This window comes from Streptomyces sp. 142MFCol3.1 (assembly GCF_000424945.1).
Taxonomy (GTDB): domain Bacteria; phylum Actinomycetota; class Actinomycetes; order Streptomycetales; family Streptomycetaceae; genus Streptomyces; species Streptomyces siamensis.
In genome coordinates, this window is sequence record NZ_AUKV01000037.1 from 1 (window position 1) to 25,866 (window position 25,866).

Genomic DNA, 25,866 nt, shown 5'->3' on the forward strand with positions numbered 1-25,866 from the left:
TCGCCACCGGACTCGCCTCCTCCCGCCGCGACCTGTCCGTCTGGGTCGTCACCGGCGACGGCGACGCCCTCTCCATCGGCGGCAACCACCTCATCCACGCCCTGCGCCGCAACGTCAACCTCAAGATCCTGCTCTTCAACAACCGCATCTACGGCCTCACCAAAGGCCAGTACAGCCCCACCAGCGAAATCGGCAAGATCACCAAATCCACCCCCATGGGCTCCCTCGACGCCCCCTTCAACCCCGTCTCCCTCGCCCTCGGAGCCGAAGCCTCCTTCGTCGCCCGCACCATCGACTCCGACCGCAAACACCTCACCGACGTCCTGCGCCAGGCCGCCGCCCACCCCGGCACCGCCCTCGTCGAGATCTACCAGAACTGCAACATCTTCAACGACGGCGCCTTCGACGCCCTCAAGGACCAGCAACAGGCCCAGGAAGCCGTCATCCGCCTCGAACACGGCCGGCCCATCCGCTTCGGCACCGACAACACCCGCGGCGTCATCCGCAACCCCCACACCGGCGACCTGGACATCGTCACCGTCACCCCCGACAACGAAGCCGACATCCTCGTCCACGACGCCCACTCCCCCTCCCCCACCACCGCCTTCGCCCTCTCCCGCCTCGCCGACCCCCACACCCTGCACCACACCCCCATCGGCGTCCTGCGCGCCGTCGACCGCCCCGTCTACGACACCCAGATGGCCGACCAGCTCGACACCGCCATCGAACAGAACGGCAAGGGCGACCTCGCCACACTTCTCGCCGGCAACGACACCTGGACCGTGGAGAGCACTCATGACGTACGTCATCGCACAGCCCTGCGTTGATCTGAAGGACAAGGCCTGCGTCGACGAGTGTCCCGTCGACTGCATCTACGAGGGCCCCCGCAAGATGTACATCAACCCGGACGAATGCGTGGACTGCGGTGCGTGCGAGCCCGTATGCCCCGTCGAGGCCATCTTCTTCGAGGACGACACCCCTCAGGAGTGGGCGGACTTCCGCAGGGCCGACACCGAGTTCTTCGCCGAACTCGGCTCGCCGGGCGGCGCCTCCGCGCTCGGCCCGGCCGAGCACGACCATCCCGTGGTCGCCGGTGCGCCGCTGCCGACGGCGTGACGTGCCTCCCCCGCGCGCCCGCCGCGGGGGCTACACCTCCAGGTCGACCACGACCGGGGCGTGGTCCGACGCCCCCTTGCCCTTGCGCTCCTCGCGGTCAACGTAGGAGTCGGTGACGGCCTTCGCGAACGGCTCGTTCCCATAGACGAGGTCGATGCGCATGCCGCGGTTCTTCGGGAAGCCGAGCTGACGGTAGTCCCAGTACGTGAAGGGGTGCGCGTACTTGAGGGGGCGCGGGACGAGGTCCGACAGGCCCGCCTCGCGCAGGGAGGCCAGCGCGGCCCGCTCCGCCGGGGTGACATGGGTGAGGCCCTCGAAGGCGGCCACGTCGAAGACGTCGTCGTCCGTCGGCGCCACGTTGTAGTCGCCCAGCACCGCGAACGGGCGGCTGCCCGCCGCGTCGCCCGCGACCGCGGCCTTCAGTGCCTCGAACCACTGGAGCTTGTAGGCGTAGTGGGGGTGGCCCACCTCACGGCCGTTCGGCACGTAGACCGACCAGACACGGACCGGTCCGCAGGTCGCGGAGACGGCGCGGGGCTCCTCGACGCCCTCGTACCCGGGGTCGCCGGGCAGGCCCTTGACCACGTCCTCCAGGCCGACGCGGGAGAGCACCGCCACGCCGTTCCACCGGCCCGTGGCGTGCACGGCCGCCTCATACCCCAGCTCCCGCAGCTGGTCCACGGGGAACTGCTCGGCGGCGACCTTGGCTTCCTGGAGGCACAGCACGTCCGTGCCGGTGCTCTCCAGCCAGGCCAGCAGCCTCGGGAGGCGGGCGGTGATCGAGTTCACGTTCCAGGTGGCGATGCGCATGCCTCACAACCTACCCGGCGGGTACGACAGCGGGCCGACGGCCGTGCGGCAGCAGCCGGCCGTCGGCCCGTGCGGGGCCGCGAAGTGCGCGATGGCGGTGGCCGTGGTGGCCGGCGAGGCTCACACCTCGGCCGAGCCGCCCGGTGCGAGCCGCAGGTGCTCGGAGCCGCCCAGGGCGCCGATCTGCCGGTCGTAGATCGGCCGGGCGAGGTCCGTGAGCAGGGCGTCGTGGACGTCGAACGCACGCTGCGGTTTGACCTCGCGGACGTACTCGATGACCTCGGAGATCTTGTTCCACGGGGCCATCACCGGGAGCATCAGCGTCTCGACCGGCTGGTCGGGCACGGTGAGGGCGTCTCCCGGGTGGAACACCCGGCCGCCGTCGACGAGGTAGCCGACATTGGTGATGCGCGGGATGTCCGGGTGGATGACGGCGTGCAGCTCCCCGTGCACCTGGACGTCGAAGCCGGCCGCGCTGAACGTGTCGCCGTGCCCCACGGTGTGCACACGGCCCGGGAAGGCCGCGGAGATCTTCTCGGCCACCGACTTCAGGGTCCAGATCTCGGCCGCCGGGTTGGATTCCAGCCCCGCCCGCAGACGGCCCTCGTCGAAGTGGTCGGCGTGCTCGTGCGTGACGAGGACGACGTCCGCGCCCACGGCGGCGTCCTCCTCGCTGAAACCGCCGGGATCGATGACGAGCGTGCGGCCGTCCTTCTCCAGACGGACGCACGCGTGCGACTTCTTGGTGAGCTTCATGCGTCCATCCTGCCCCTGCTCCGGCCCGGGAGCTCACTCCTGGGGCGTGGTCTCCTCCTGGATGACCTGCTGCGCCACCTTGAAGGCGCTGTTGGCGGCCGGCACACCGCAGTAGACGGCGGCCTGGAGGAGCACCTCCTTGATCTCCGCAGGGGTGAGTCCGTTGCGCAGGGCGGCACGGGTGTGGAAGGCGAGCTCGTCGAGGTGGCCGCCCGCGACCAGCGCGGTGAGCGTGACGCAGCTGCGCGAGCGCCGGTCCAGGCCGGGCCGGTCCCAGATCTCGCCCCACGCGTAGCGCGTCACGAAGTCCTGGAAGTCCTCGGAGAACTCGTCGGCCGTGGCCAGGGCACGATCGACGTGGGCGTCCCCGAGCACCTCGCGGCGGACCTTGATCCCGGCGTCGTACGGGTCGGGGCGGCCCAGCACCGGGGACTGCACGACGGCCGGGGCGATCTCGGCGACGGGTACGACGGGCTGCGGCGCGGCCAGGACGGGCTTGACCGGCGCGGCGGGGATCGCCATCTGTCCGGTGGTCGAGTCGAAGGCGGGCTGCCAGGCGGTGGAGAAGTGCCGAATGAGCAGGTCGGTGACCGCGGCGGGCTGCTCCACGGGCACGAGGTGGGAGGCGCCGGGCACGACCGCGAGCCGGGCGTCGGGGATCCCCGCGACCAGCGTGCGCGCCTCGGCGGGCCCGGTGACCTGGTCGTCGGAGCCGACGAGCACGAGGGTCGGCGCACCGATCCGGCCCAGCTCGGGGCGCACGTCGAACGCGGCGAGCGCCTCGCAGGACGAGATGTAGCAGCCGGGGTCGGTGGTGCGCACCATCTGCACGGCCCACTCCGTGATCGCGGGCTGGGCCGCGGCGAATCCGCCGGTGAACCAGCGCTCGGGCGAGGTGCGCGCCATCGGGTCGAGGCCGTTCGTGCGGACTATCACTCCGCGCTGCCGGAACTCGTCCGCGGTGCCGAACCGCGGCGAGGACGCGATCAGCGCCAGCGAGGCGAGGCGCTTCGGGTGACGCAGCGCGAGTTCGGTCCCGATCGCGCCCCCGAGCGCGCAGCCCGCGTACCCGAAGCGCTGCACACCGAGCCCGTCGAGCGTGGCGAGCAGCCGCCAGGCGAGTTCACCGACCGAACCCGCCGGGTGGGCGGGCGCCCCGCCGTGCCCGGGCAGATCGAACCGGAAGATCCTCCAGTGTTTCGCGAGCTCGGGGACCTGCCGGTCCCACATGTGCCATGTGGTACCCAGTGAGGGAGCCAGGATCAGGACCGGAGCGTCTTCTGGCCCGTCGAAGCGGTATTGCAGGGTGTTCGGTGGTGTCTCACTCACGCCCCAGACCCTCTCACGTCTCACGGACGCCCCTATATCGCGGGGGCGCGGGAAACCGGTCTGACCAGGTTGAAGACCTCTCGGGCGGCATATCGCTCGAGGCATCGGACGATCTCGCGTCGGGTCTGGCCCTCCTGGGTGCGGCGTTCGTGGTACGCCTGGGTGCGCGGGTCGTGCCGCAGCCGGGTGAAGACGATGCGGTGCAGGGCGGCGTTGGCCTGCCGGTCGCCGCCGTGGTTGAGCCTGCGCGTGCTCCGACGGCCAGAGGAGTACTCGATGGGGCTGACCCCGCAAAGGGCAGCAAAGGATGCCTCGGTGCTCAGCCGCTCGGGGTTGTCTCCCATGGTGATCAGGAGAGTGACGGCGCTGTCCGGGCCGATGCCCACCGGTACGAGCAGCTGTGGGGCGTGGGCTTCGACGAGCCGGGTCAGGCACTGGTTCAGCTCATCGATCTGCCCGGTGAGCTGCTCAACGCGCTCGGCGAGCATACGCAACGTCAGGTGGGTGGCCTGGGCACCGCACCGCCGCGTCAGTGGAGTGCATGTCCGTCGTCACCCGACCACCCCGCATACGCATATCAGTCGCGTTGGCGTCGGGACTCACGCGTGGGGGGTGACGACGGCGCGTCCTTGGATCTTGCCGTGGTGCAGGAGCTGGTACGCCTCGTCGGCGCGTTCCAAAGGGAACTGCTCGACCAGCATCCTGATCTTTTTCTGTTGTGCGAGGGTGATCACTTCCATCAGTTCGGGGAGGGTGCCCCAGTAGGGGGAGGCGACGGAGCACTCGTGCGGCAGGCTGGTGAAGTTGACGGGCAGGGCTCCGCCGCCGAGGCCGACGATAGTCAGGTGGCCGAGCACCCTGGCCACCTGAGCGGCCATCCGCAGAGTCGGGTCGATGCCGACCATGTCCAGCACCAGCTCGGCGCCCTGCCGCCCCGTCAGATCCTTGATGCGCGCGATCGCTTCGTCCCCCGAGGCAAGCGCCTCGTCGGCTCCCATGCGCTTAGCGGTTTCCAGCTTGCGGTCGTCGGTGTCCACGGCGACGACGGTGGTCGCCGTGGTGAGGGCGCGCAGGATCTGGATAGTCATCTGGCCGAGACCGCCGGCCCCGATCACGACCGCGGTCGAGCCCGGTCCCAGCAGGTGCAGCGACCGTTTGACGGCGTGGTAGCTGGTCAGTCCGGCGTCGCTGAGCGGGGCGGCCTGGCGGGGGTCGAGGTTGCCCAGCGGAATCAGGTATCGCGGGGCGGGGACGAGCAGGTACTCGGCCATTCCGCCGTCATGACCACCTCCCAGGCCCGGACCCTGTTCCCCGAGCGTCTGGCAGTAGTTCTCCCGCCCTTGGCGGCAGTTGGCACACACCCCGCAGCCCCAGCAGCCGTAGACGATCACAGGCTCCCCGGGTGTGAACCCGGTGACGCCCGGTCCCGGGCTCTCCACCCATCCCGCGTTCTCATGGCCGAGGGTGAAGGGCAGCTCGGTGGCGAGCCCGGGTGGTGGCCCGGGGGCCTCCATGATGTGTAGATCGGAGTGGCACGCACCGGCACCTGCGACCTTCACCAGGACCTGCCCCGGCCCAGGCTCCGGCACCGGCACCTCGCGCAGCTCCGGCGGTTGCCGCCACCCGATCAGTTGGAAAGCCCGCATGGCGATCCCCCACACACGTCTGGTCAGTCGCGGATGCCGTCGATGTCGACCAGGACGTGCCGTGGTCCGCGGAAGATCTGGTTGTGCCGGTACGGCGGCGGGTCCTCGACGAGCCGGGGGTTCTCCACCCGGCGGACGAACTCGCCAACCGCGACCTGGACTTCGAGTCGCGCGAGCGGGGCGCCGAAGCAGAAGTGGATGCCCTGGCTGAATCCGAGGTGTTGGTTGTCGGGGCGTTCGAGGTCGAGTTCGTCGGGGTCGGTGAACCGTTGCGGGTCCCGGTTCGCCGAGCCGTACGCCAGGAAGATCGGAGCCCCCTTGGGGATGGTGGTGCCGGCGATGTCGATGTCTTCCACGGCTGAGCGGGTGTGCCAGAACTGCACCGACGACTCGAAGCGCAACAGCTCCTCCACCGCGGGCACGATCAGCTCCGGGTGGCGGCGCAGCTTCTCGAGGGCGTCGGGGTGGCGCAGCAGGGTGAGCACGCTGTGGGCGATGAGGTTGACCGTGGTTTCGTGTCCCGCGAAGATCAGGAGCAGGGCATTGCTCGCGAGCACGCCCTTGGACATCCTTCCCTCCGTGCCGTCCTCGTTCACCAAGGCTGAGAGCATGCCCGGACCGGGCTGGTCGGCGTACCGGTCGAGTAGTTCGGCTGCGAACTGCCCGAAGTCCTGCACGGCCTGCCGGGCCCCGGCCAGCCGGCTCTGGATCTCTTCGGAGGCGGCCTCGGGGCCGAAGTCCAGGGCGTCCAGGGCCGTTTCGATCCAATGGTGGAAGCGTGGCTCGTCCTCCAGTGGCACGCCAAGAACCTTGCAGATCACCGTTACCGGCAGGGGGTAGGCGAGGTCGTCGACGGCGTCGATCCGGGTCTTGCCCTTCATGTCGTCCAGGAGGCCGTCCACCAGGCGGCGGATGTCGGGTTCCAGGTCGGAGATCAGGTGGGGCGCATGGGGCGGGCCGACGAAGTGCGGCATCATCGCGCGGCGGTCCCGGTCGTGCTCGGGCGGATCGCAGCTGATGATGTTCGGCTCCGTCAGCACCTCCCTGATCGGCTCGGCCGCCTGCTCCCCCGAGCCCTCCGCGTGGGCCGCGGCCGGGGCGGGGCGTTTTCGCGGATCCGAACTCACCCGGGGGTCGTGGAGCAGCGTGACGATTTCCCGGTAGGTGCTGACGACGTAGGTGCCGTCCGGCTGGCGTGCCACCGGTGTCTTGCGCAGTTCCTCGTAGAAGGGGTACGGGTTGGCGCGGTTGGCGTAGCGCAGGGCCTGCTGCCAGGGGGTTTCCTCTACCACGGGGCTCCCCTCCTTCTTCCTGTCGGTGCTGTCCGCTCACTCGCCCGGCCGACGGTCGGGTCAGCGATGTCGCGGCCGGAACTCGGCCGTGCGCTCGCTTGGGGCGTGGCCGGTCAGGACGACGTCGGGGACCGCCGTCGGGACCCTGGGGTCCGGGAACTCGGCCGGCATCGGCTTCATGTCGGGCGGCTGGTCCCAGCCCGGCGGCGGAGGCGGGAACGGACCGGACTGCTCGATCAGCTTCCCGTAGTACTCCAGCCACTTGCCGTGGTCGAAGGCGACGGCGGCGACGATGCGGCCCCGGCGACCGTAGGCGGCGGCGAAGTGGCGTTCCTCGACGGATCCCTGGGTGAAGACGATCTCGTCGCCGAAGGGGGGCACCCCGACTGACTTGATGTTCACGCCGAACTGACCGGACCAGAAGCCGGGCAGCAGCAGATGCGGACGATAGTGGGGCTCGAGGTTCACCATGTTGTGGGCCGCGGCCTGCGCGCCGAGCACCGCGTTGTCCCAGTGCTCCATCGCGAGGAACTGGTACTCGTACAGCACATGCGGGGCGCGCGCCACGTCCCCGGCCACGAAGACGCTGTCGGTGACCACGCCGTTGATGTCGAAGGCGCGTCCCCCGGCGTCGCACCCGACGCCCCAGAAACCGGCCGCCAGCCCGGAGCCCTCCAGCCACTCCACGTTGCGGATCGACCCCAGCGAGGCCACCACCACATCGGCATCGACAGTGGATCCGTCCGACAGATGCGCCCGCCGCACATGTCCGCCGGAGTCGCCCTCGAGCGACGACACGCCCAGCCCACAGCGCAGATCCACACCGTGATCGCGCTGCAACTGCGCGGCAATCTCCCCGATCACCCCGCCCAGCGCACCGACCAACGGCGCCGAACCCCGCTCGACGACGGTCACCGGGATGTCGAGTTCCCGGCAGACCGAGGCCACTTCCGAGCCGATGAACCCGGCGCCGATGACCAACACCCTTGACGGCGGCTCGGCCAGCGCCTTCTGCAACTGTGCGGCATCATCACGCGAGCGAATCGTTTGCACCCCGTGCAGGACGGCCTCGTCCGGGTTCGGCCACTGCCGCGCGCGGGTGCCCGTGGCAATCAGCAACCGGTCGTACGGAACCTGCTCACCGTCGGCCAGGCACACCTGCTTGGTCGCACGGTCCAGCCCGACGGCGGCCACCCCGAGCCGCCAGTCCGCATCCACTTCTCGCATGCGAGGCAGCTTGGTGTGGTCGGCTGGCACCCAGCCCTTGAGCACCTGCTTGGACAGCGGAGGACGGTCGTACGGCTCGTACGGCTCGTCCCCGATGATGGTCAGGGAACCGGTGAAGCCCTCCTCGCGCAAGGTCTCCGCGGCCCGCAGCCCGGCCAGAGAGGCTCCCACGATGACGATCCGCCCGCTGGCCCGAAACTCGCGCACCAGCTCTGCGACCGTTGCCCGCAAAGTCATGGCGTCTCGCCCCGCTTCGCGCCGTCCGAGCGGTCGATCAAGATCGCCTGCACCGGGCACGCCGCGGCGGCCCGCTCGACCTGCAGGCGCCACTCGTCGTCGGGGTTCGGCTCATAGGTGAGCGCCTCTTGGCCGTTCAACCTGAAGACCTCGTGCGCCAGATACACGCATTGCGCGTATCCCTGGCATCGATTCAGGTCCACGACGATCCGCATGGGCAGACTCCTTCCCCTCTGCCTCCGCCCCACGGCGACCATCGACCCAGTCATGCAGCCTCGATCATGAAGCCCAGGCCGGTTCTCAAGCCTCCCGTCAGGCGAAGGGCCGGATGCCCCACCGGCCGCCCCGGCCAGGGCACCGAATGAGCAGGTTCGGTCCTGTTCGCTGCGCCGCTTCCTTCACGGTGACGCTTGTCGGCTGTGAGCGTGGGCGTAACCAGATGGGGGCGCTGCATCGACGGTGCCGGCATCAGGCCGTGCCCCGGTCATCACGCCCTAAAAAAATAGTCGTCCCGCCTTCCGGCGATCGCAAACCCGCCTCTGCGGCGAACTGGACGCATCCGTGACTGCGAGCCCTCACACCCCGGAGTGAGGCGATCTCGGGGCCGCTGAGGCCACCGATCACCGGGCCCCCGCTCCGGCCGCCCTCCCGCCAACCCGACCGCGTCCTCGCGCTTGCGCTTGCGCTTGCGCTTGCGCTTGCGCTTGCGCTTGCGCTTGCGCTTGCGCTTGCGCTTGCGCTTGCGCCGAGTGGACGCACACCGCCGCGGCCAAGGCAAGGACGGCCGACGTGCCGAGGGGACGGCGACGGGCAGCTCGCGCTGAAGAGCGACATCTGTTGGCGCTTGCGCCAGCCGGTCAACGGTTACCTTCGCCACTTCGACATTTCCATACGTCGTATGGTAACAATGAAAGCGCGCTTCCATACGACGTATGGAACTGCTCGCTCGGACCACGCCGGGCGCCATACATCGCCTGGCAGAACCACCGTTGGCGCAAATCACCCCCTCGGGAAGGAAAGATCATGAACAAGCTCGCGAAGCGCATCGCCCTCACTGTCTCCTCCGTCGCGGTCGCCGGTGCCGCCGTCCTCGGTGCCGGTGGCACTGCTTCGGCCGCGCCCCTTGCGTCCGCGCACGCCCAGCACCCGACCGACGGGGCCGTGACCGCTGACTACAGCTGGGACCACGGTGTCGGCTACCTGCTCGAGCGGGGCTACTCCTGCGACGAGACCCGAGGCTGGCACCAGGACCGCCACGGCACCGATTCGACCCGGCACGACTGCGACGGTCTCTACTACCGCGATGGTCACTTCTACCGCTGGGAGGGCGAGGGACGCGGCTGGACGTCCGACAGCTCCTACCGTCACGACGGGAACCGCTGGGAGCACGACGGCGGGGGCAGGCACCACCATGACCTGAGCCGCGACGACCGGTGAGACGGGTATCGGCCATGTGCGCAAGCAGTTCCCCTCGGCCCTGTCCCTGCCGGCGGCGGGGACCCGTCCGGCGGTCGGGGGGCGGCGTCCCCGACTGCCGGCCGAGTGAATGCAGCGCCACCCATCATGCGGTGCGCCGGTGCCGTCCGGCGCCCGCGCCCTGCTGTACCGCCTCCGCCCGCGCTGCCTCTTCGCCACAGGCCGGTGTGAGGCACCGCCGAGCCATACCCGGGAGCGGAAGCCGATGAAGAAGTCCTTGAGAGCCGTAGAACGGCGGGTGGCCGTGCAGCTGGTCGTCTCGCACGTCTACTCGTTGCCCCTCTGCGTACGTCTGCGCTACGAGCCCGCTGATCCCTATGTCGTCCGTGCCGCCTTCTTCGTCGACTGTGACGAGCCGGTCGAATGGGTCCTGGGACGGGATCTTCTGGCTGATGGTCTGGAGGGTTCCGCAGGCCACGCGGACGTCCGGATCTGGTCGGCCGCAGGGCGGGGTGACGAGTCGATCTACATCGCCCTCGGGGCTTCCGCAGGCACCGCCCTGCTCGAGGTCCCCGTGCAGGACATCTCGTCCTTCCTTCAGGACACCCAGGCTCTGGTGCCACGGGGTACCGAGTCCGGACTCATCGACTGGGATGCCGAACTGGCACACCTGCTCCCCCAAGGCTGACCGCCGACCATCCACGCTCAGAAGCAAAGGAACCAGAGTCATGTCCCAGTACCAGCTTCGCGTCTACACCCTGCGCAGCTCCGACGCGCTCGCCGCCTACGAGAAGATCTGGGCCCAGCACATCCCCGGTATGGCCAAGCACCGGATCACCACCCACGGCGTCTGGACGGTGCCCGCGGCGCCCGGAAGCGACACTCCCCGGCTGTACGCCCTCGTTTCCTACAAGGACGCCGACGACGTGCAGGAGCGGCTGGAGGCATACCTGTCGAGTCCTGGATTCCGCGCGGACATGGAGGGCTTCGACATCAGCCAGATCGTCGGCCTCGACGAGACCCTCCTGACTCCCACCGTGGAATCACCCTTGCGCTGACGGTCGGCCTGCGACGAGTGACACGGCCAGCAGGGCCGGTATCCGGCGGCCCTGCGATGGTGGTTCCGGTGTCGTCGATGACGACCCACCAGTGGCGGGCGCCTGTGCGGTCATGTGCATCTCCTCGGACTCGGACAGCATGTCGTTCCGGTCCAAGGACGGCTCTGCACTGCGTGACCGGGCCCCGGCAACCACGGCCGGCGTCGAGGTGGGGACCGCGACGAGTCGGTTCACTACAACCACGACCGGTACAGCGTCGATCGCTGAGGCCAAGGGCGCCCTTTGTCCGGCAACCACCGTTGGCCACATCTCCGTGATGGCCACGGCCGGCAGTGGCCTCGCCTGCTCCCGTCGGCCGGGCGCCCGTGCGACGGCATGAAGAACTGCTCCTGCTGGTGTCCTCGTGCCGACCGCCACCGGTCCTCGCAGTAACCGCGTCTCTGTGCAGCCCCTTTGAATCCGACGACAGCCCTTCCGATGGCGCTCCCCGGATGACTCGAAGCACCAGGAGTAAGACCCAATGAAGTCATTGAGAACCCTGATCCAGGGCCTACCTGTGAAGCTTGTCGGCGTGTATGCGACGACCTTGCCCGTGATCATGAATCTGCGGTACGAGCCGAGTGATCCCTACGTGGTCCATGCCGCATTCGCCACCGATGTCGACAGCGACGAGTCGGTGGAATGGATCATCGGGCGCGATTTGCTGATCGACGGCCTGGAGGGCCCCGCCGGCGAGGGAGACGTTCGCATTTGGCCCACCGGCGAGGAGGGCTGCCGCGACTTGTACATCCTTCTCAACCCGCCGTCCGGTACGGCCCTGCTCAAGGCCCCAGCGCAGGAATTCAAGGCGTTCCTGCAGGAAACGGAGGCAGTGGTGCCCCGGGGGGCCGAGCTTGACCACAGCGACTTCGACCGCTTGCTGGCGCACTTCCTCGCCGAAAGGTGAGTCCTGTCAGGGTGCGACCTGAGGCAGGCACACGGACGTCTGCGCCTCGGTGTTCACCGCAATGGTGAGTGGCTGTCAGCAGTCGTGGCGTCGAGGACGGTCGGGCCGAAGCAAGCCTCGGTCAGGATGTTCGCCGCGACTCCGCGGCCGACCCGCCCCGGTGAGACCAGCCGCCACGCGGCAACCCGCTACCTGCGTCGCGTCGCCCACCTTCCCGCGCTCCGTAGCTCGCCACTCATCGGCAGGCTCTGCCGCAGGGACGCATCTGAAGGCGTCTACGTCGTCGTGGTGCGCCCTGCAGCGGAAGTCTGGCCGCCGTTTGTCCGCTTCGCGCTCGCCCCGCAGGCCCACTGGTGGACGACGGCCGAGTTGCGGTCAGCCGGAGTGCTGGCCGAGCCTGCTGAACTGCTCGGCTCATGGACGGCTACTGGGACGGGCGGCTGCCCGATGAAGAGATCTCGCAGTAGCACGACACCTCACCTGCGCCGGGCCCGCACCTACGACGAGGGGGGGACGGGGTCTGCTCCTGGTCGCTCAGTTCGCCGAGCATTGGGGAACGCGGCACGTCCGCCACGTCAAGACGGTCTGAGCCGAGCTGAGCGAAAAGGAGTCCGCTGGATCCCCGGCATGAGATTCCCTGTAGGCGCGACGACGGACGGAGCTCTGCGGTGAGCGGATGCGTCGACCACGAGCTCGGGGGCTCAGTAGGAACGACGTTCGATGCGCTGCTCGAGCCAGATCGTCCTGCGGCTCTGGCTGTGGCGGCAGCCCCAGCGAGCGGTGAGGCCGGGTACTGCTGGAGTCGGCAGCTCGACGAGGCCGACGGTTCCCCTCCAGGAGGGAGACCAGGAACAAGCCAACGACCATGGTCATTTCACGGTTCAGCGTCGGCATACGGCTGCCGTGTAGAGCTTGGATGTGGAACCACCCCACCGGGCGGTCTCACCGATGTGACGGGGTGGCTCCCGTGTGTCGCAGCCTGAGATCGCCCGACTGCGGGTGCGCCTCAGCCGCCAGTGCCTGGGGCGCAGCTCTCAGGCTGACTGGCTCAATGGCCGGCGTGCCGGCCGTCACGACCGGCGGTGAGGCGGCTTTCCAGGCCCGTGATCAGCGTGTCCATCACGAGGCGGAACATGTGGTCCTGGTCAGGGCCTTCGGGGGCCGCACCCGTAGAGCCAGGGTGTGCGTCCGTGGCCCCGTCTTCGTCGGCTTCAGGGCCGTGGGGCTTGAGGGTCGACCACTGGTGGAGTGCGCCGTTTAGTTCTGCGGTGAGGACGCCGATGACGACGGCGACCATCAGCGCGGCGATCTTCGAGACCTCTGACTGCGGCACACCGGCAGCGGCCACGATGGCGGTGAGGGCGGTCCAGAACGGGTCGTCGGGCTGGATGAAGTCCGGCTGGTGGCTGAACGAGTAAGCCAGCAGCTTGGGGTGACGGTGCGCCAGGGTCCGGAAGTCTGTAGCGAGCAGACGGATCCGCTCCTGCCAGGGAGCGTCCTCCAGTGTCACGGTGCGGAACTGCGCTCCGACCATTCTCGTCACGCCACGCAGCACCGCTTCCTTGTTCGGCACGTGGTGGTACAGCGACATCGGGTTCGCGTCGAGCTCGGTGGCGAGTTTGCGCATGGTGAGCGCCTCGACACCGTCCGCGTCGATCAGCCGCAGGGCGGCGGCGTAGATCCCGGCCTCGGTCAGAGGCACGTCCCTCTTCCTCGTTCCCCGCGGGGGACGCCTCACCTTCTTTTCCATACCTCGTACGGTATCAGTTTCGTACGCCGTATGAAAATGACCTGAATCACAGCACTCACCAGGGCGACCGGCCTTGCTTCACGTTTCCATACGTCGTACGGTACCAATTCCATACGGCGTATGTTTCCGTACGGCGCCACGGCATCGACCTGAGCAGCGCGCCCTTGCCCATCCCCTCCACGCAGAGGAGCAAGACATGACCACGCACTCCGCGAACGACCTTCGCCCCATCCGGTCCCCGCGCGGGATCCCCCTGCTCGGCAACACGCCGCAGATCCCCGGCACCAACCCGGTGGAGTACTTCGGCGAGCTGTCCAAGCAGTTCCCCGAGGGCATCTACGGCTTGGACATCGCCGGTGTCGAGCAGGTCTTCGTCTACGACCCGGACCTGGTGGCCGAGGTCTCCGACGAGACGCGGTTCTTCAAGCAGATCGAGAAGACGCCGCTGCAGCATGTCCGGGACTTCGCGGGCGCGGGCCTGTTCACGGCCCACCAGCACGAGGAGGAATGGGGCATGGCGCACCGGATCCTCCTGCCGGCGTTCAGCCAGCGGGCCATGAGGGCCTATTACGGGCAGATGCTGGAGATCGCCCAGAACCTGGCGGGCAAGTGGGAGCGCAAGGAGGGGCGGTCGGTGAACATCACCGACGACTACACCCGGCTGACGCTGGACACGATCGCCCTGTCGGGGTTCGGCTACCGGTTCGACTCCTTCGAGAAGGAGGAGCTGCACCCCTTCCTCAACGCGCTGCTGGGTGCGCTGGTGGAGTCGCTGCGGCGCTCGCAGGAGCTGCCGATGATGACCAAGCTCCGCAAGGCCGATGCCAAGAAGTACGGCGAGAACGTCCAGCTGATGCAGGAGCTGGTCGAGAGCGTGATCAAGGAGCGCCGCGAGGGGAAGGGCGGCGGGGAGGAGGACCTGCTGGGCCTGATGCTGGAGGCCACCGACCCGGAGACCGGCAAGCTGCTGGCCGACGACAACGTCCGCGACCAGGTGCTGACGTTCCTGATCGCCGGTCACGAGACCACCAGCGGCCTGCTGTCCTTCGCCACGTACTCGCTGATGCGCAACCCGCACGTGCTGGCCCAGGCGTACGCCGAGGTGGACCGGCTGATGCCAGGTGACACCGTCCCGGACTACGACACGATCATGCAGCTGGACGTCATCCCGCGGATCCTGGACGAGACCCTGCGCCTGTGGGCTCCCATCCCGGCGTTCGGCAAGACGGCGCGGGAGGACACCGTCATCGGCGGCCACTACGAGCTGAAGAAGGGCGCGAAGGTCCTCATCCTGGAGGGCCCGCTGCACACCCACCCCAAGGCGTGGGAGCGGCCGGAGGAGTTCGACATCGACCGCTGGCTGCCGGAGAACCGCGTCCAGCAGCACCCGCACGCCTACAAGCCGTTCGGCAACGGCGTACGTGCCTGCATCGGCCGCCAGTTCGCGCTCACCGAGGCCCGCCTGGCCCTCGCGCTGGTGCTGCAGAAGTTCAAGTTCTCCGACACCACCGACTACAAGATGGACCCCCGGGAGGCGCTGACGCGCAAGCCCGGCAACTTCGAGCTGATCGTCCGCCGTCGTCAGGAGCACGAGCGGACCGTCTTCGGCGCCGCGGACGTGCAGACCGGCGACACGCAGGCGCCGGCAGCGGTCAGCGGTGTCGGGGTGAACCTGACTGTCGCCTACGGCTCCAGCCTGGGTTCGTGCGAGGACCTGGCCCGCACCATCGCCGACCGCGGCGAGCGCTCCGGCTTCGGCACCACGCTGGTGAGCCTGGACGAGCTGGGTGACAACCTGCCCTCCGAGGGCCTGCTCGCCGTCGTCGCCGCCAGCTACAACGGCAAGGCCCCCGACAACGCCCAGCGCTTCGACGACCTGATCGCCGCCGGGCTGCCCGAGGGCTCACTGGCGAATGTGCGGTACGCGCTGCTGGGCGCCGGCAACACCCAGTGGGTGGCCACCTACCAGGCATTCCCCAAGCGGATCGAGGAAGGTCTGCTGGCCGCCGGCGCCACCCCGGTCGTCGAGCGCGGCATCGCGGACGCCGCCGGTGACTTCGACGGCATGGCCACGCGGTGGATGGACAACCTGTGGGCCACCCTTGCCGAGGAGTACGCCGCCGACACCTCCCAGGCGAGCGGCCCCCGCTACCAGGTCCAGCTGCTCACCGAGTCCGACGTGCGCCCCGCCATCGTCTCCGAGCAGGCGTATCCGCTCACCGTGGTCGCCAACGAGGAACTGGTGGCCGACGCGACCGGACTGTGGGACTTCAGCATCGAGCCGCCGCGCCCGTCCGCGAAGTCCATCACCTTCGAGCTGCCCGAAGGCGTCACCTACGACACCGGCAACCACCTGGCCGTCTTCGCCAAGAACGAACTCGCCCTGGTGGAGCGCGCGCTGAGGCGGCTCGGCGTCGACTACGACCAGGTGCTCCGCCTCGACCAGCCGGCCGGTGGCCGCACCCACCTGCCGGTCGGCACCCCGGTCACCGCCGGCATCCTGCTCACCGAGTTCCTGGAGCTGCAGGACGTGGCCACCCGGTCCCAGATCCAGACGCTCGCTGAGTACACCAAGTGCCCGTGGACCCGGCCGCAGCTCCAGGCGTACACCGCTGAAACGGAGGAGGCCGAGGAGCGCTACCAGAAGGAGATCCTCGGCAAGCGCATCTCGGTGCTGGGCCTGCTGGAGCGCTTCGAGGCGGTCGAGCTGCCGCTGGCGGTCTTCCTGGAGATGACGGGCCCCATCCGTCCCCGCTTCTACTCCATCTCCTCCGCCCCGTCGGCCAACCCACGCCACGTACGCCTGACCGTCGGCCTGCTGGAAGGCCCGGCCCTGTCCGGCGACGGCCGGTACCGCGGCACCTGCTCCTCCTACATCGCGAGCCTGGAGCCCGGGGATGTCATATACGGCTACGTCCGCGTGCCCTCCCCGACGTTCGCCCCGCCCGCCGACCCCGCCACCCCGCTGATCCTCATCGGCCCCGGCACCGGCATCGCGCCGCTGCGCGGCTTCCTGGAGGAGCGGGCGACACAGCACGCGAACGGCACCCGGGTGGGCGTGTCGCAGGTCTTCGTCGGCTGCCGCCACCCGGAGCACGACTACTTCTACAAGCAGGAGATGCAGGACTGGGAGCAGGCCGGCATCGCGCAGATCCACACCGCCTTCTCCGCGGTGACCGGCCACCCGGCCCGGTTCGTGCAGAACGCCATCGCCCATGCCGCCGACACGGTGTGGCAGGCCATCGAGGACGGCGCGTACATCTACGTCTGCGGTGACGGCCGCCGCATGGCCCCCGCCGTCCGCGAGGCACTCGCCGCCATCCACCGCCAGAAGACCGGCAGCGACGACGAGACCGCCCAGCAGTGGCTCGCCCAGCTCGAAGCGGACGAGCGCTACCAGCAGGACGTCTTCGCCTGACCGTCGCACGCCGTCAAGGCGCGCCGACCCCCAGCCGCCGGGAGGCGTGCGGACGTCCTGCCTCCCCCGCACGCCTCCCGGCCCCACCAGCCACTCAGACACCCCATGGCACCCATGGCCCGAACCACGGGGCCGTGCCGCTCACAGAAAGCAGATCACCATGGACACCATGCTCGCCGGACGCTTCCACCTGGACAGCAAGAAGTTCGCCGTGGAAGAGGTCCCCATCCCCGTGCCGGGCCCGGGCGAGGTCCTCATCGAGGTCAAGGCCGCCGGTGTCTGCCTCTCCGACGTCCACCTCCTCGACGGCTCCCTCGTCCCTCTGTTCGCCACTTCCGACACGGTCACCGTCGGCCACGAGGTCTCGGGCGTCATCCACACGCACGGCCCCGACCTCAAGCGCGGCCTGCCCGTCGGCACCCGCGTCACCCTGGAGGCCGGCAAGACCTGCGGCACGTGCGCCGGATGCGTGCGCCACCGCCCCTGCACCCAGATGCTCACCGCCGGCATCGACTACGACGGCGGCTGGGCCGAGTACATGATCGCCCGTGAGGACACCCTCATCCCGATCCCCGACAGCCTCCCCTTCGACCAGGCCGCGATCATCCCCGACGCGGTCTCCACCCCCTACGCCGCCGTCGTCGCCACCGCGGGCGTCCGTGCCGCCCAGTCCGTCGGCGTCTGGGGAGTCGGCGGAGTCGGCGCCCACAACGTCCGCCTCGCCCGCCTGGTCGGCGCCGCCCCGATCATCGCCGTCGACCCGCTGCCCAGCGCCCGCGAGCGCGCCCTGGCCTTCGGCGCGGACCTCGCGCTCGACCCGGCAGCCCCGGACTTCGCCGACCAGGTCCGCGCGGCCACCGGCGGACGCGGCCTCGACTTCGCCTTCGACTGCGCCGGCGTGCCCGCCGTCCGCGACCAGGCCGCCTCCGTCCTCGGCCTCGGCGGCTCCCTCATCCTGGTGGGCATCACCCCCCGGCCACTGACCATCACCGAGGGCCTGACCTTCAACTACCTGCAGAAGCAGGTGCGCGGCCACTACGGCGGCTTCCCCGAGTCCGTCTCCGAGCTGGTGCAGCTGACCGCGGCCGGCCGCCTCGACCTGGCCCCCTCCATCACCGACCACATCCCGCTCATCGAGGCCGCCGACGCCGTCAACCGACTGGAGAACAAGATCGGCGACCCGATCCGCCTCATCCTCGTCCCCTGACGCCCGTCAGCAGGACGACAAGCCACCCTGGGCAGGGGTGAGTGGGCGCCGGTGCGTGAGGGAGCACCGGCGCCCACGGCTTTCCGGCAACCGTGGAGAGGAACAACCATGCAGACGACCGACACCCCGGGCCGTACTCCGCAGCGCAGGGATGCCCACTCCAACCACAGGCGCATCCTCGCGGCCGCCCGGCGGAAACTGCGGGACGACCCGGACGCGAGTCTCGACAGCATCTCCGAGGCGGCCGGCGTCGCCCGGCGCACCCTCTACGGACACTTCCCCAGCCGGCATGCGCTGATCGCCGACCTGACACAGGAAACAGGCCATGAACTCCGGCAGGCGTTCGCCGAGGCCCGTACCGCGGACGCCGACCCGATCGAGGCGATGACACGGATGGTGCTGGCGGCATGGACGGTCGGCGACCACTACCGCCTGCTCATCACCTTGGGACGGCGCCACCTGGGAGAGGACGCGATCCGCACCACCCTGGCACCGGCCCGCGCAGAAGCCGTCGCAACCCTACGGCGCGGTCAGCGCGAAGGCGTCTTCGCGGACCACCTTCCGGCACCCGTCCTCGCCCGAGCACTGGAGGCACTGATGCTGGCCCTCGCCGAGGAGAACACCGCACGCCCGTGGGCGGACCCCAATGGTGAGGCCGCGGCGACCGCGTTCCTCGTCGCCGCCGGCGTAGCACCACAGAGGGCCGCGCTTCAGGTGCGGGAGGTCATCGGGCGAGGCCGGGCAGCGGGCGACGGGTGACCTCGTGGGCGTCGTCCGCAGCGAGGCCGAGCATGCGCAGGACCATCTCGGCCAGGTCGGAGGCGGCCTCGTCGCCGTCGAGCTCTGGGCGGTCCAGCCGGAGAGCCACCAGCGAGAGCAGGGTGCCGCCCAGCGCGGACAGGGCGGTGGTCGCGTTGCCGCAGGTGAAGCGGCCTGAGGCGATGCCGATCTCCAGGTCGCGCAGGGCGCGTGGGGCGAGGCCGCGGTCGGAGTGGATGTGGACCAAGCCGCGGTCGCGCAGGATCCGCATGAGTTCCGGGTGGGAGTCGGCCATCCGGGCGGTGAGCCGGAAGCCGGCCGCGACCAGCTCGGCCGGGTCGTCGATGCCTTCCACGCGTGCGTCGATGACCTGCCCGAACTCCTCCAGGGCGTCCGTCACCGCCGCGTCGAACAGCTCCGTCTTCGACTCGAAGTGGTTGTAGAAGGACCCGAAGCCCACATCGGCGCGCTCGGCGATGGCCTGGATGCTCGCGCTCGTGTCCCCGGTCTCCGCGAGGATCTGCCGGGCCGCGCGGACGAGCGCCTGGCGGGTCTCGGCACGGCGTCGCTCGAAGCGGTTCCTGGGCGGGGCTGACGTCGGCATACCGCCCAGTGTAACCGCCGCAACGATGACACTGCCATTACTGATGAGATCCTCAATTATTTGGGCTGCACCTATTGACGACGAGAAACGGCAGAGTTGATGATTTCCTCATTACGGCAGTGTTGCTTGGAGGACACCATGTCCCACATCCCCGTTAACAAGGGCGGTCCTCTGACGCCCCACCAAGACCTCCACAGTGAGCAGGGCGCCCTACGCGGTGAACACCCAGGACGAGCCCGGAATCCGGTGATCAAAGTGGCGGATCTGGCCTGGCTGGAGTTCGAGAAGCCGGACCTGGACCGGGCCGAGGTGTTCGCCCGTGACTTCGGATTCGCCGTCGCCGCCCGCACGGAGCGGGAACTGTGGCTGCGCGGCACCTTCGCGGGCTCCCCCTGCATGGTCATCCGCTCCGGGTCGGCATCCCGCTTCATCGGGCCGGCGTTCCGCGCGGCCGAGCGGGGCGATCTGGACCGGCTCGCCCGCGCGACCGGTAGTGAGGTCCGGGACATCGACGTACCCGGCGGCGGACAGTCGGTCACCCTGCTCGATCCCTCCGGCTTCCCGGTCCGGGTCGTGCACTGCGCCGAGCAGCTGCCCGCCCTGCCGGGGCAGCAGCCGCTGATCATCAACACCGGAGTCGAAGGCCGCCGTACGAACGCCACCCAGCGGCCGCCCCGCGAGCCGTCGCGTATTCAGCGGCTCGGGCACGTGGTGCTGGAGACACGGGTGTTCATGCGGGCCCTGGACTGGTACCTGGACACCCTGGGGCTGATCGTGTCCGACTTCCTCTTCCTGGACGGGCAGCGCCAGCGCGGGCCGACCATGGCGTTCATCCGCTGCGACCAGGGCAGCATGCCCGTGGACCACCACACCCTCGCCCTGCACCTCGGGCCCGGCACTGGCTACGTCCACTCCGCCTACCAGGTCACCGACCTCGACGCGATCGCCGCCGGTGGTGAGTACCTGGCCGAACGCGGCTACCGGCGCAGCTGGGGCATCGGCCGGCACATCCAGGGCAGCCAACTCTTCGACTACTGGCGCGACCCGGACCGCTTCATGCTGGAGCACTTCGCCGACGGCGACCTGTTCTCCTGCGACCTCGAACCCGGATGGGCACCTATGTCGGCGAGCGGCCTCGCGCAGTGGGGGCCGCCGGTCACCCGCGACTTCCTGGGCGCCAACCCCTCCCCCGCCAAGATCCGCGAGGTCATGACGGCCCTGCGTGGCGACAACGAACTCGACCCCGCACGCCTGCTGGGCCTGATGAAAGCGATGAGCTCATGAGCACCAACGTTCTGCGCACCCCCGACGGCTGGTGGGCCGTCCGGGGCGAGCGCGCCGTCCGTATCGAGACCAAGGCGGTCACCACCGCCGAGCTGATCGCCGACCGGGACGCGGTCCGCGAGGCCGCCGCCTCCGACGACAGCGGCACGCCCGTCGCCGGTCTGGTGGCACTGCCCCCGGTCACCACCCCCTGCCGGGTGGTGGCCCAGATGGTCAACTACCGCAGCCACGCGAAGGATTCGGGCTTCACCGGCGACATCCCGCCCACCTTCTTCCGCAAGGCGTCCGGCTCGGTCAGCGGTCCGCACGAGCCGATCGTCCGCCCCGCGCACGTGAGATTCCTCGACTACGAGGTGGAACTCGGCCTCGTCATGGGTGCGCCGCTGCCCGTGGGCACCGTCGTCGAAGAGCAGGACCTCCCCCGCTACGTCGCCGGCCTCGTCCTCACCAACGACGTCAGCGCCCGCGACGTCCAGCTGACCAAGACACAGTTCTACGAGAGCAAGTCCTACCCGACCTTCACACCGACGGGGCCGTACCTGGCCCTGCTGGAGCCCGAGGACTTCGCACGTCTGATCGACCTGCGGCTGCGGCTGTCGGTCAACGGCGTACCGCGCCAGGACCGCACGCTCGCCGACATGATCGTACGACCGGCGCGGGCGCTCACGTTGCTCGCCCGCTTCCAGACCCTCGACCCGGGCGACCTGCTGCTGACCGGCACACCCGGCGGCACCGCACTGAAGGCCCCGCCCAAGCCGGTAGAGAAGATCGCCGCCCTGCTGCCGCCCGCGCTGAAGTGGAAGGCGTTCTTCAAGGGCCAGGCCAGGAACCCCCTGTACCTGCGCGACGGTGACCTCGTCACCGCCACCATCGCCACCCCCGACGGGCACATCGACCTGGGCGAGCAGCGGACCGCCGTGGCGGACGCGACGTGAGCGCCACAGCCCGGAGACCGGTGGTCATCATCGGCGCGGGACCCGTGGGCGTCACGGCCGCGCTCCTGCTCGCCCGGCACGGAGTGCCCAGCCTGCTCCTGGAACGCCACCGGGACGTCTACCCCCTGCCGCGCGCGGTCGTCGTGGACGACGAGGTCCGCCGGATCCTGCAGAGCGTCGGCATCCACGAGGAGTTCGCCACCCTCGCCCGGCCGGCGCCCGGGTTGCGGCTGCTGGACGCCCGGCGTCGCGTGATCGCCGAGTTCCCGCGGTCCCTGCACGGACACCACGGCTTCCCGCAGACCAGCATGTTCGACCAGCCGGAGCTGGAACGGCTGCTGCGCGACGCCCTGGCGCGCCGCCCCGAGTGCGAGCTGTGGGGCGGGGTGGAGGTCGTGTCCGTCACCCAGGCCAGCGACGGATCGCCCGCTGCCGCGGGTCCGGTGCGGGTGACCTTCCGCCGCGACGGCAGCGACGAGGACGAGCACGTGTGGGCCGATGCCGTCCTCGGCTGCGACGGCGCCGGCAGCCTCACCCGCGACGCCATCGGCGCCGTGTGGGAGGACCTGCACTTCGAGGAGAGCTGGCGGGTCATCGACGTACGCACCAGCCTCCCGGTGCGCACCTGGGAAGGCGCCGAGCAGATCTGCTGCCCCACCCGGCCGGCCACCTTCATGCGAGTCGGCGAGGACCGCTACCGCTGGGAGTTCCGGCTGGCCGAGGGTGAGCCCTTGGACGGCCCGGAAGGGCTGGAGCGGCTGCACGAGCTGGTCGCCCCCTGGGTCGACCTGCCGTCCGCTGCCCGCGGGGGCGGCGACTTCGAGGTGATCCGGCAGGCGCGGTACACCTTCCGGGCCCGCCTCGCCGACCGGTGGCACCGAGGACGCGTCTTCCTGCTGGGCGACGCGGCCCACCTCACCCCGCCCTTCATCGGGCAGGGCCTGTGCGCGGGCCTGCGCGACGCCCGCAACCTCACCTGGAAACTCGCCCGCGTCCTTCAGCAGGGCGCGGACGACCGACTGCTGGAGACCTACCAGCAGGAGCGCAAGCCGCACGCCCGCCACGTGATCCGTGTCGCCGTCGCCGTCGGCTGGGCCATGACCGGCGGACAGGACCGCGGTGCGGCCATCCGCCGGGCCATGGTGAGCGCCGCATGCCGCCTCCCGGGCGTGACCGCGGCGGTGAGCCGCGACCTCAGCCCCGTACTGACGGCCAATCCGCTGGTACGACGCCGCCCCCGGCTGACCGGCCGTTCGCTGGCCGGCACCATCTGCCCACAACCCTGGGTGCTGTACGACGGCAGGCGAGAGCGCCTCGACGACATCCTCGGGGACTCCTTCGCCCTCCTGACCGCTGTGCCGCCCACCCCGCGCATGACGGGCGTGGCCACGGCCCTGGACGCCTCCGTGATCCATGTCGACGACCTGGACGACGACGGCACCCTGGCCGCCTGGCTGGCACACGGCCGGGCCGACGCCGCCCTGCTGCGCCCCGACCGCGTCGTACTGGACACCGTCCCCACCGGCACCGGCCACTTCACCGACGCCGCTGCCTGGGCTCCCCTGCTGCACACGGCCCGCCGCCCCGCCGAAGCCCCGCACGCACCCTGACGAGGAACACCAGACCATGACCACCCCGCACGCCACGCCTTGTCCGGAGCCCTTCCTTCCGCCCGACCCCCAAGCGGCCGCCGGCAGCCGCATCGCGGACTTCGCCCGCTGGGCCGCCCGGCACCAGGGCGCCGACGGCATCCAGGACCCCACCGACTACCAGGCCCTGCACCACTGGTCCGTCACCGACCTGGAAGGCTTCTGGGCCGCGGTGTGGGAGTACTTCGACATCGACGCCGCCACACCGTACGAGCGGGTGCTGGCCGAGGAGACCATGCCCGGCGCCCGCTGGTTCCCCGGCGCCACCCTCAACTACGCCCACCACGCCCTGCGCAACCTGCACCCGGACGCACCCGCGATCACTGCGCTGGACGAGACCGGAGCCGCCTACGAGATCACGGGACGACAGCTGCGCGCCCAGGTCGCCTCCGTCGCCGCCACCCTGCGCGACCTGGGCGTCGGACAGGGCGACAGGGTGGTCGGCTACCTGCCCAACACGCCCCACGCCGTCATCGCCTTCCTCGCCGCGGCCAGCCTGGGCGCGGTGTGGTCGGTGTGCGGCCAGGACTACGCGCCCAAGGCCGCAGCCGACCGCTTCGCCCAGCTCGAACCCACGGTGCTCATCACGGCGGACGGCTACCTCTTCAACGGCACCCGCCACGACCGCCGCGCCGCTTCCCTCGAACTGGCCGCCGCCCTTCCCACGCTCAAGGCCACGGTTCTCGTGGATCACATGGGCCTTGCGTGGTCCGAGACCCGGGCCGCGGGCCTGACGGTTCCCTGGGAGGACGCGGCCGGGCGCACCGAGTACCTCGGGATCACTCCGGTGCCGTTCGACCACCCGCTGTGGATCGTCTTCTCCTCCGGCACCACCGGCCTGCCCAAGGGCATTGTCCACGGCCACGGCGGCGTCCTGCTGGAGCACCTCAAGACCCTGGGCCTGCACAGCGACCTGGGCGTCGGCGACCGCCTGCTGTGGTACACCACCACCCACTGGATGATGTGGAACCTCGTCGTCTCCACCCTGCTGACCGGCGCCACCACCTGCACCTACGACGGCAGCCCCGCGCCGGTGGCGCGCCCGGACGTCCTGTGGGAGCTGGCAGCCCGCCACAGGGTCACCGTCTTCGGCACCAGCCCCCAGTACCTGCTGGCCATGGCCAAGCTGGGCATCGAACCCTCCGTGCACGACCTGTCGGCCGTCCGCGCCATCGGCAGCACCGGCTCCACCCTGCCCGCATCCGCCTACCACTGGGTCCGCGACCACGTCGGCGCAGGCATCCAGCTGGCCTCCACCAGCGGCGGCACCGACGTCGTCTCCGGCTTCGCCGGCAGCGCCCCCACCACCCCGGTGTGGGCGGGTGAGCTGTCGGCCCCCAACCTCGGCGTGGCGCTCGCGGCCTACGGCGGCGCGGGACGGCCGGTCGTCGACCAGGTCGGCGAACTCGTCGTCACCCGCCCGATGCCCTCCATGCCGCTGTACTTCTGGAACGACCCCGACGGCAGCCGCTACCGCGACGCCTACTTCACCGCCTACCCGGACGTGTGGCGGCACGGCGACTGGATCACCCTCACCTCCCACGGCTCGGTGATCGTCCACGGCCGCTCCGACGCCACCCTCAACCGCAACGGCGTACGCCTGGGCAGCGCCGACATCCACGACATCGTCGAACGCCTCCCCGAGATCACCGAGGCCCTCGTCATCGGCGCGGAGGAACCCGACGGCGGCTACTGGATGCCGCTCTTCGTCGTCCCCGCGCCCGGTGTCACGCTGGACGACGCCCTGCGCGAGAAGATCGGCGACTCGATCCGCACCGGCGCCTCACCCCGCCACGTCCCCGACGAGATCCTCGCCGTACCGGCCATCCCGCACACCAGAACCGGCAAGAAGCTCGAGGTCCCGGTCAAGCGCCTGCTGCAGGGCAGCCCCGCCGAGCAGGTCCTCAACCCTTCGGCGGTCGACAACCTGGACCTCGTCGCCTACTTCGCCGGCCTGGGAGCCGAACGCCGCCAGGCCCGTCACCCGCACACCGTCAAGGACGTTTCATGAGCCTCTCCGCCGCCCTGGCCTGTCTGATCGTGCTGATCTTCGCCCTGCTGGGCGTGGCCAAGATCATGGCCCTCGGCCCGATGCCCGAGCTGGCCGCCCACGCCGGCTTCACCACCTCGGCCTACCGGCTGATCGGTGCGCTGGAGCTGGCAGGCGTCATCGGCGTGGCGACCGGCCCGGTCCTGCCGCTGCTCGGAGAGCTGGCCGGCCTCGGCCTGCTGATGCTGCTCGCCGGTGCCGTGACCACGCACGTGCGCAAAGGAGACGGGCCGCCGAAACTCGTCCCCGCGGTGGCGTGCGCGGCACTGGTCGCCTGGTATCTCGTGCTCCTTGCCGGTGGCGGATGGTGACGTTGGAGTGGGCGCCGTAGCAGCCGCCCGTGACAGGCATGAGCGTCGTGCTAGCCGTCTCTGCGC

The 25,866-nt window shown here is 70.0% G+C and carries 24 protein-coding genes and 1 pseudogene; 15 read left to right on the top strand and 10 right to left on the bottom strand.

Translation table 11 applies throughout. From position 1 onward, the window contains the following. Positions 1–827: thiamine pyrophosphate-dependent enzyme (locus H305_RS48190; RefSeq protein WP_051371396.1), on the top strand; the 827-nt coding region annotated here is incomplete at its 5' end. After that, entirely contained in the window at positions 796–1,116 is a 321-nt protein-coding gene (gene fdxA, locus H305_RS0137155; RefSeq protein WP_028804914.1) for a ferredoxin, read from the top strand. The genes H305_RS48190 and fdxA, both read left to right, overlap by 32 nt. Before the next feature lie 30 nt (positions 1,117–1,146). On the opposite strand, the gene H305_RS0137160 is transcribed toward fdxA, so the two are convergent. The 8 genes from H305_RS0137160 to H305_RS0137195 form a co-directional block, all read right to left on the bottom strand. After that, entirely contained in the window at positions 1,147–1,926 is a 780-nt protein-coding gene (locus H305_RS0137160; protein ID WP_028804915.1) for an exodeoxyribonuclease III, read from the bottom strand. 120 nt (positions 1,927–2,046) lie between these two features. After that, positions 2,047–2,682, bottom strand: coding sequence for an MBL fold metallo-hydrolase (locus tag H305_RS0137165; protein WP_028804916.1), 636 nt, complete (start codon positions 2,680–2,682; stop codon positions 2,047–2,049). A 33-nt stretch (positions 2,683–2,715) separates the two neighbouring features. Further along, entirely contained in the window at positions 2,716–4,011 is a 1,296-nt protein-coding gene (gene pcaC / locus H305_RS0137170) for a 4-carboxymuconolactone decarboxylase (RefSeq protein ID WP_028804917.1), read from the bottom strand. A 32-nt stretch (positions 4,012–4,043) separates the two neighbouring features. After that, positions 4,044–4,499: a transposase gene (locus tag H305_RS48195; RefSeq protein WP_234021382.1), complete on the bottom strand. Its 456-nt coding sequence runs from the start codon at positions 4,497–4,499 to the stop codon at positions 4,044–4,046. 111 nt (positions 4,500–4,610) lie between these two features. Next, positions 4,611–5,657, bottom strand: coding sequence for an NAD(P)-dependent alcohol dehydrogenase (locus H305_RS0137180; protein ID WP_028804918.1), 1,047 nt, complete (start codon positions 5,655–5,657; stop codon positions 4,611–4,613). 23 nt (positions 5,658–5,680) lie between these two features. Then, the gene (locus H305_RS0137185) at positions 5,681–6,949 is read right to left on the bottom strand and encodes a cytochrome P450 (RefSeq protein ID WP_028804919.1); all 1,269 of its coding nucleotides are present in this window, start codon (positions 6,947–6,949) and stop codon (positions 5,681–5,683) included. A gap of 60 nt (positions 6,950–7,009) precedes the next feature. Beyond that, positions 7,010–8,413, bottom strand: coding sequence for an NAD(P)/FAD-dependent oxidoreductase (locus H305_RS0137190; protein WP_028804920.1), 1,404 nt, complete (start codon positions 8,411–8,413; stop codon positions 7,010–7,012). Then, a complete protein-coding gene (locus H305_RS0137195) occupies positions 8,410–8,628 on the bottom strand; it encodes a ferredoxin (RefSeq protein ID WP_028804921.1) in 219 nt (72 codons plus the stop codon). Before H305_RS0137195 ends, H305_RS0137190 begins: the two co-directional genes overlap by 4 nt. Before the next feature lie 808 nt (positions 8,629–9,436). Here H305_RS0137195 and H305_RS0137200 point away from each other — a divergent pair. The 5 genes and pseudogenes from H305_RS0137200 to H305_RS55330 all read left to right on the top strand — a co-directional run. Next, a complete protein-coding gene (locus tag H305_RS0137200) occupies positions 9,437–9,850 on the top strand; it encodes a hypothetical protein (protein WP_028804922.1) in 414 nt (137 codons plus the stop codon). 244 nt (positions 9,851–10,094) lie between these two features. Further along, positions 10,095–10,517, top strand: a complete 423-nt coding sequence (locus H305_RS0137205; protein ID WP_028804923.1) for an SsgA family sporulation/cell division regulator — start codon at positions 10,095–10,097, stop codon at positions 10,515–10,517. Positions 10,518–10,557: 40 nt separating this feature from the next. Next, positions 10,558–10,887, top strand: coding sequence for an NIPSNAP family protein (locus H305_RS0137210; RefSeq protein WP_028804924.1), 330 nt, complete (start codon positions 10,558–10,560; stop codon positions 10,885–10,887). 520 nt (positions 10,888–11,407) lie between these two features. Then, positions 11,408–11,833: an SsgA family sporulation/cell division regulator gene (locus H305_RS0137215; protein ID WP_037766580.1), complete on the top strand. Its 426-nt coding sequence runs from the start codon at positions 11,408–11,410 to the stop codon at positions 11,831–11,833. A gap of 462 nt (positions 11,834–12,295) precedes the next feature. Continuing rightward, positions 12,296–12,422, top strand: a pseudogene (locus H305_RS55330) (protein phosphatase); the annotation flags it as partial. Positions 12,423–12,881: 459 nt separating this feature from the next. On the opposite strand, the gene H305_RS0137220 reads toward H305_RS55330, so the two are convergent. Continuing rightward, positions 12,882–13,535 carry a TetR/AcrR family transcriptional regulator gene (locus H305_RS0137220; protein WP_028804926.1) on the bottom strand — a complete coding sequence of 218 codons (654 nt, stop codon included), beginning with the start codon at positions 13,533–13,535 and terminating at the stop codon, positions 12,882–12,884. A gap of 244 nt (positions 13,536–13,779) precedes the next feature. Here H305_RS0137220 and H305_RS0137225 point away from each other — a divergent pair, with 244 nt between their 5' ends. From H305_RS0137225 to H305_RS0137235, 3 genes are all read left to right on the top strand, one after another. Then, complete coding sequence (locus H305_RS0137225) at positions 13,780–17,001, top strand: bifunctional cytochrome P450/NADPH--P450 reductase (RefSeq protein WP_028804927.1); 3,222 nt, start codon at positions 13,780–13,782, stop codon at positions 16,999–17,001. 160 nt (positions 17,002–17,161) lie between these two features. After that, a complete protein-coding gene (locus tag H305_RS0137230) occupies positions 17,162–18,208 on the top strand; it encodes a zinc-binding dehydrogenase (RefSeq protein WP_028804928.1) in 1,047 nt (348 codons plus the stop codon). A gap of 108 nt (positions 18,209–18,316) precedes the next feature. Continuing rightward, complete coding sequence (locus tag H305_RS0137235; RefSeq protein WP_028804929.1) at positions 18,317–18,967, top strand: TetR/AcrR family transcriptional regulator; 651 nt, start codon at positions 18,317–18,319, stop codon at positions 18,965–18,967. On the opposite strand, the gene H305_RS0137240 is transcribed toward H305_RS0137235, so the two are convergent. After that, on the bottom strand, positions 18,933–19,571 hold the full coding sequence (locus H305_RS0137240) for a TetR/AcrR family transcriptional regulator (protein ID WP_028804930.1): 639 nt from the start codon (positions 19,569–19,571) through the stop codon (positions 18,933–18,935). The genes H305_RS0137235 and H305_RS0137240 overlap by 35 nt on opposite strands. 138 nt (positions 19,572–19,709) lie before the next feature. Between H305_RS0137240 and H305_RS0137245 the strand changes: the two genes are divergently transcribed. Genes H305_RS0137245 through H305_RS0137265 form a run of 5 tightly spaced genes read left to right on the top strand, consistent with a single transcriptional unit; the run spans position 19,710 to position 25,800 of the window. Further along, positions 19,710–20,855, top strand: a complete 1,146-nt coding sequence (locus tag H305_RS0137245) for a VOC family protein (RefSeq protein ID WP_028804931.1) — start codon at positions 19,710–19,712, stop codon at positions 20,853–20,855. After that, the gene (locus H305_RS0137250) at positions 20,852–21,790 is read left to right on the top strand and encodes a fumarylacetoacetate hydrolase family protein (RefSeq protein WP_028804932.1); all 939 of its coding nucleotides are present in this window, start codon (positions 20,852–20,854) and stop codon (positions 21,788–21,790) included. Before H305_RS0137245 ends, H305_RS0137250 begins: the two co-directional genes overlap by 4 nt. Continuing rightward, positions 21,787–23,400 (top strand): bifunctional 3-(3-hydroxy-phenyl)propionate/3-hydroxycinnamic acid hydroxylase, encoded by a 1,614-nt coding sequence (locus H305_RS0137255; protein WP_028804933.1) that lies wholly within the window; start codon positions 21,787–21,789, stop codon positions 23,398–23,400. The genes H305_RS0137250 and H305_RS0137255 overlap by 4 nt, the downstream gene beginning before the upstream one ends. A gap of 16 nt (positions 23,401–23,416) precedes the next feature. Next, positions 23,417–25,450: an acetoacetate--CoA ligase gene (locus H305_RS0137260; protein ID WP_028804934.1), complete on the top strand. Its 2,034-nt coding sequence runs from the start codon at positions 23,417–23,419 to the stop codon at positions 25,448–25,450. Beyond that, entirely contained in the window at positions 25,447–25,800 is a 354-nt protein-coding gene (locus H305_RS0137265; RefSeq protein ID WP_028804935.1) for a DoxX family protein, read from the top strand. The genes H305_RS0137260 and H305_RS0137265 overlap by 4 nt, the downstream gene beginning before the upstream one ends. Positions 25,801–25,866: the final 66 nt, after the last annotated feature.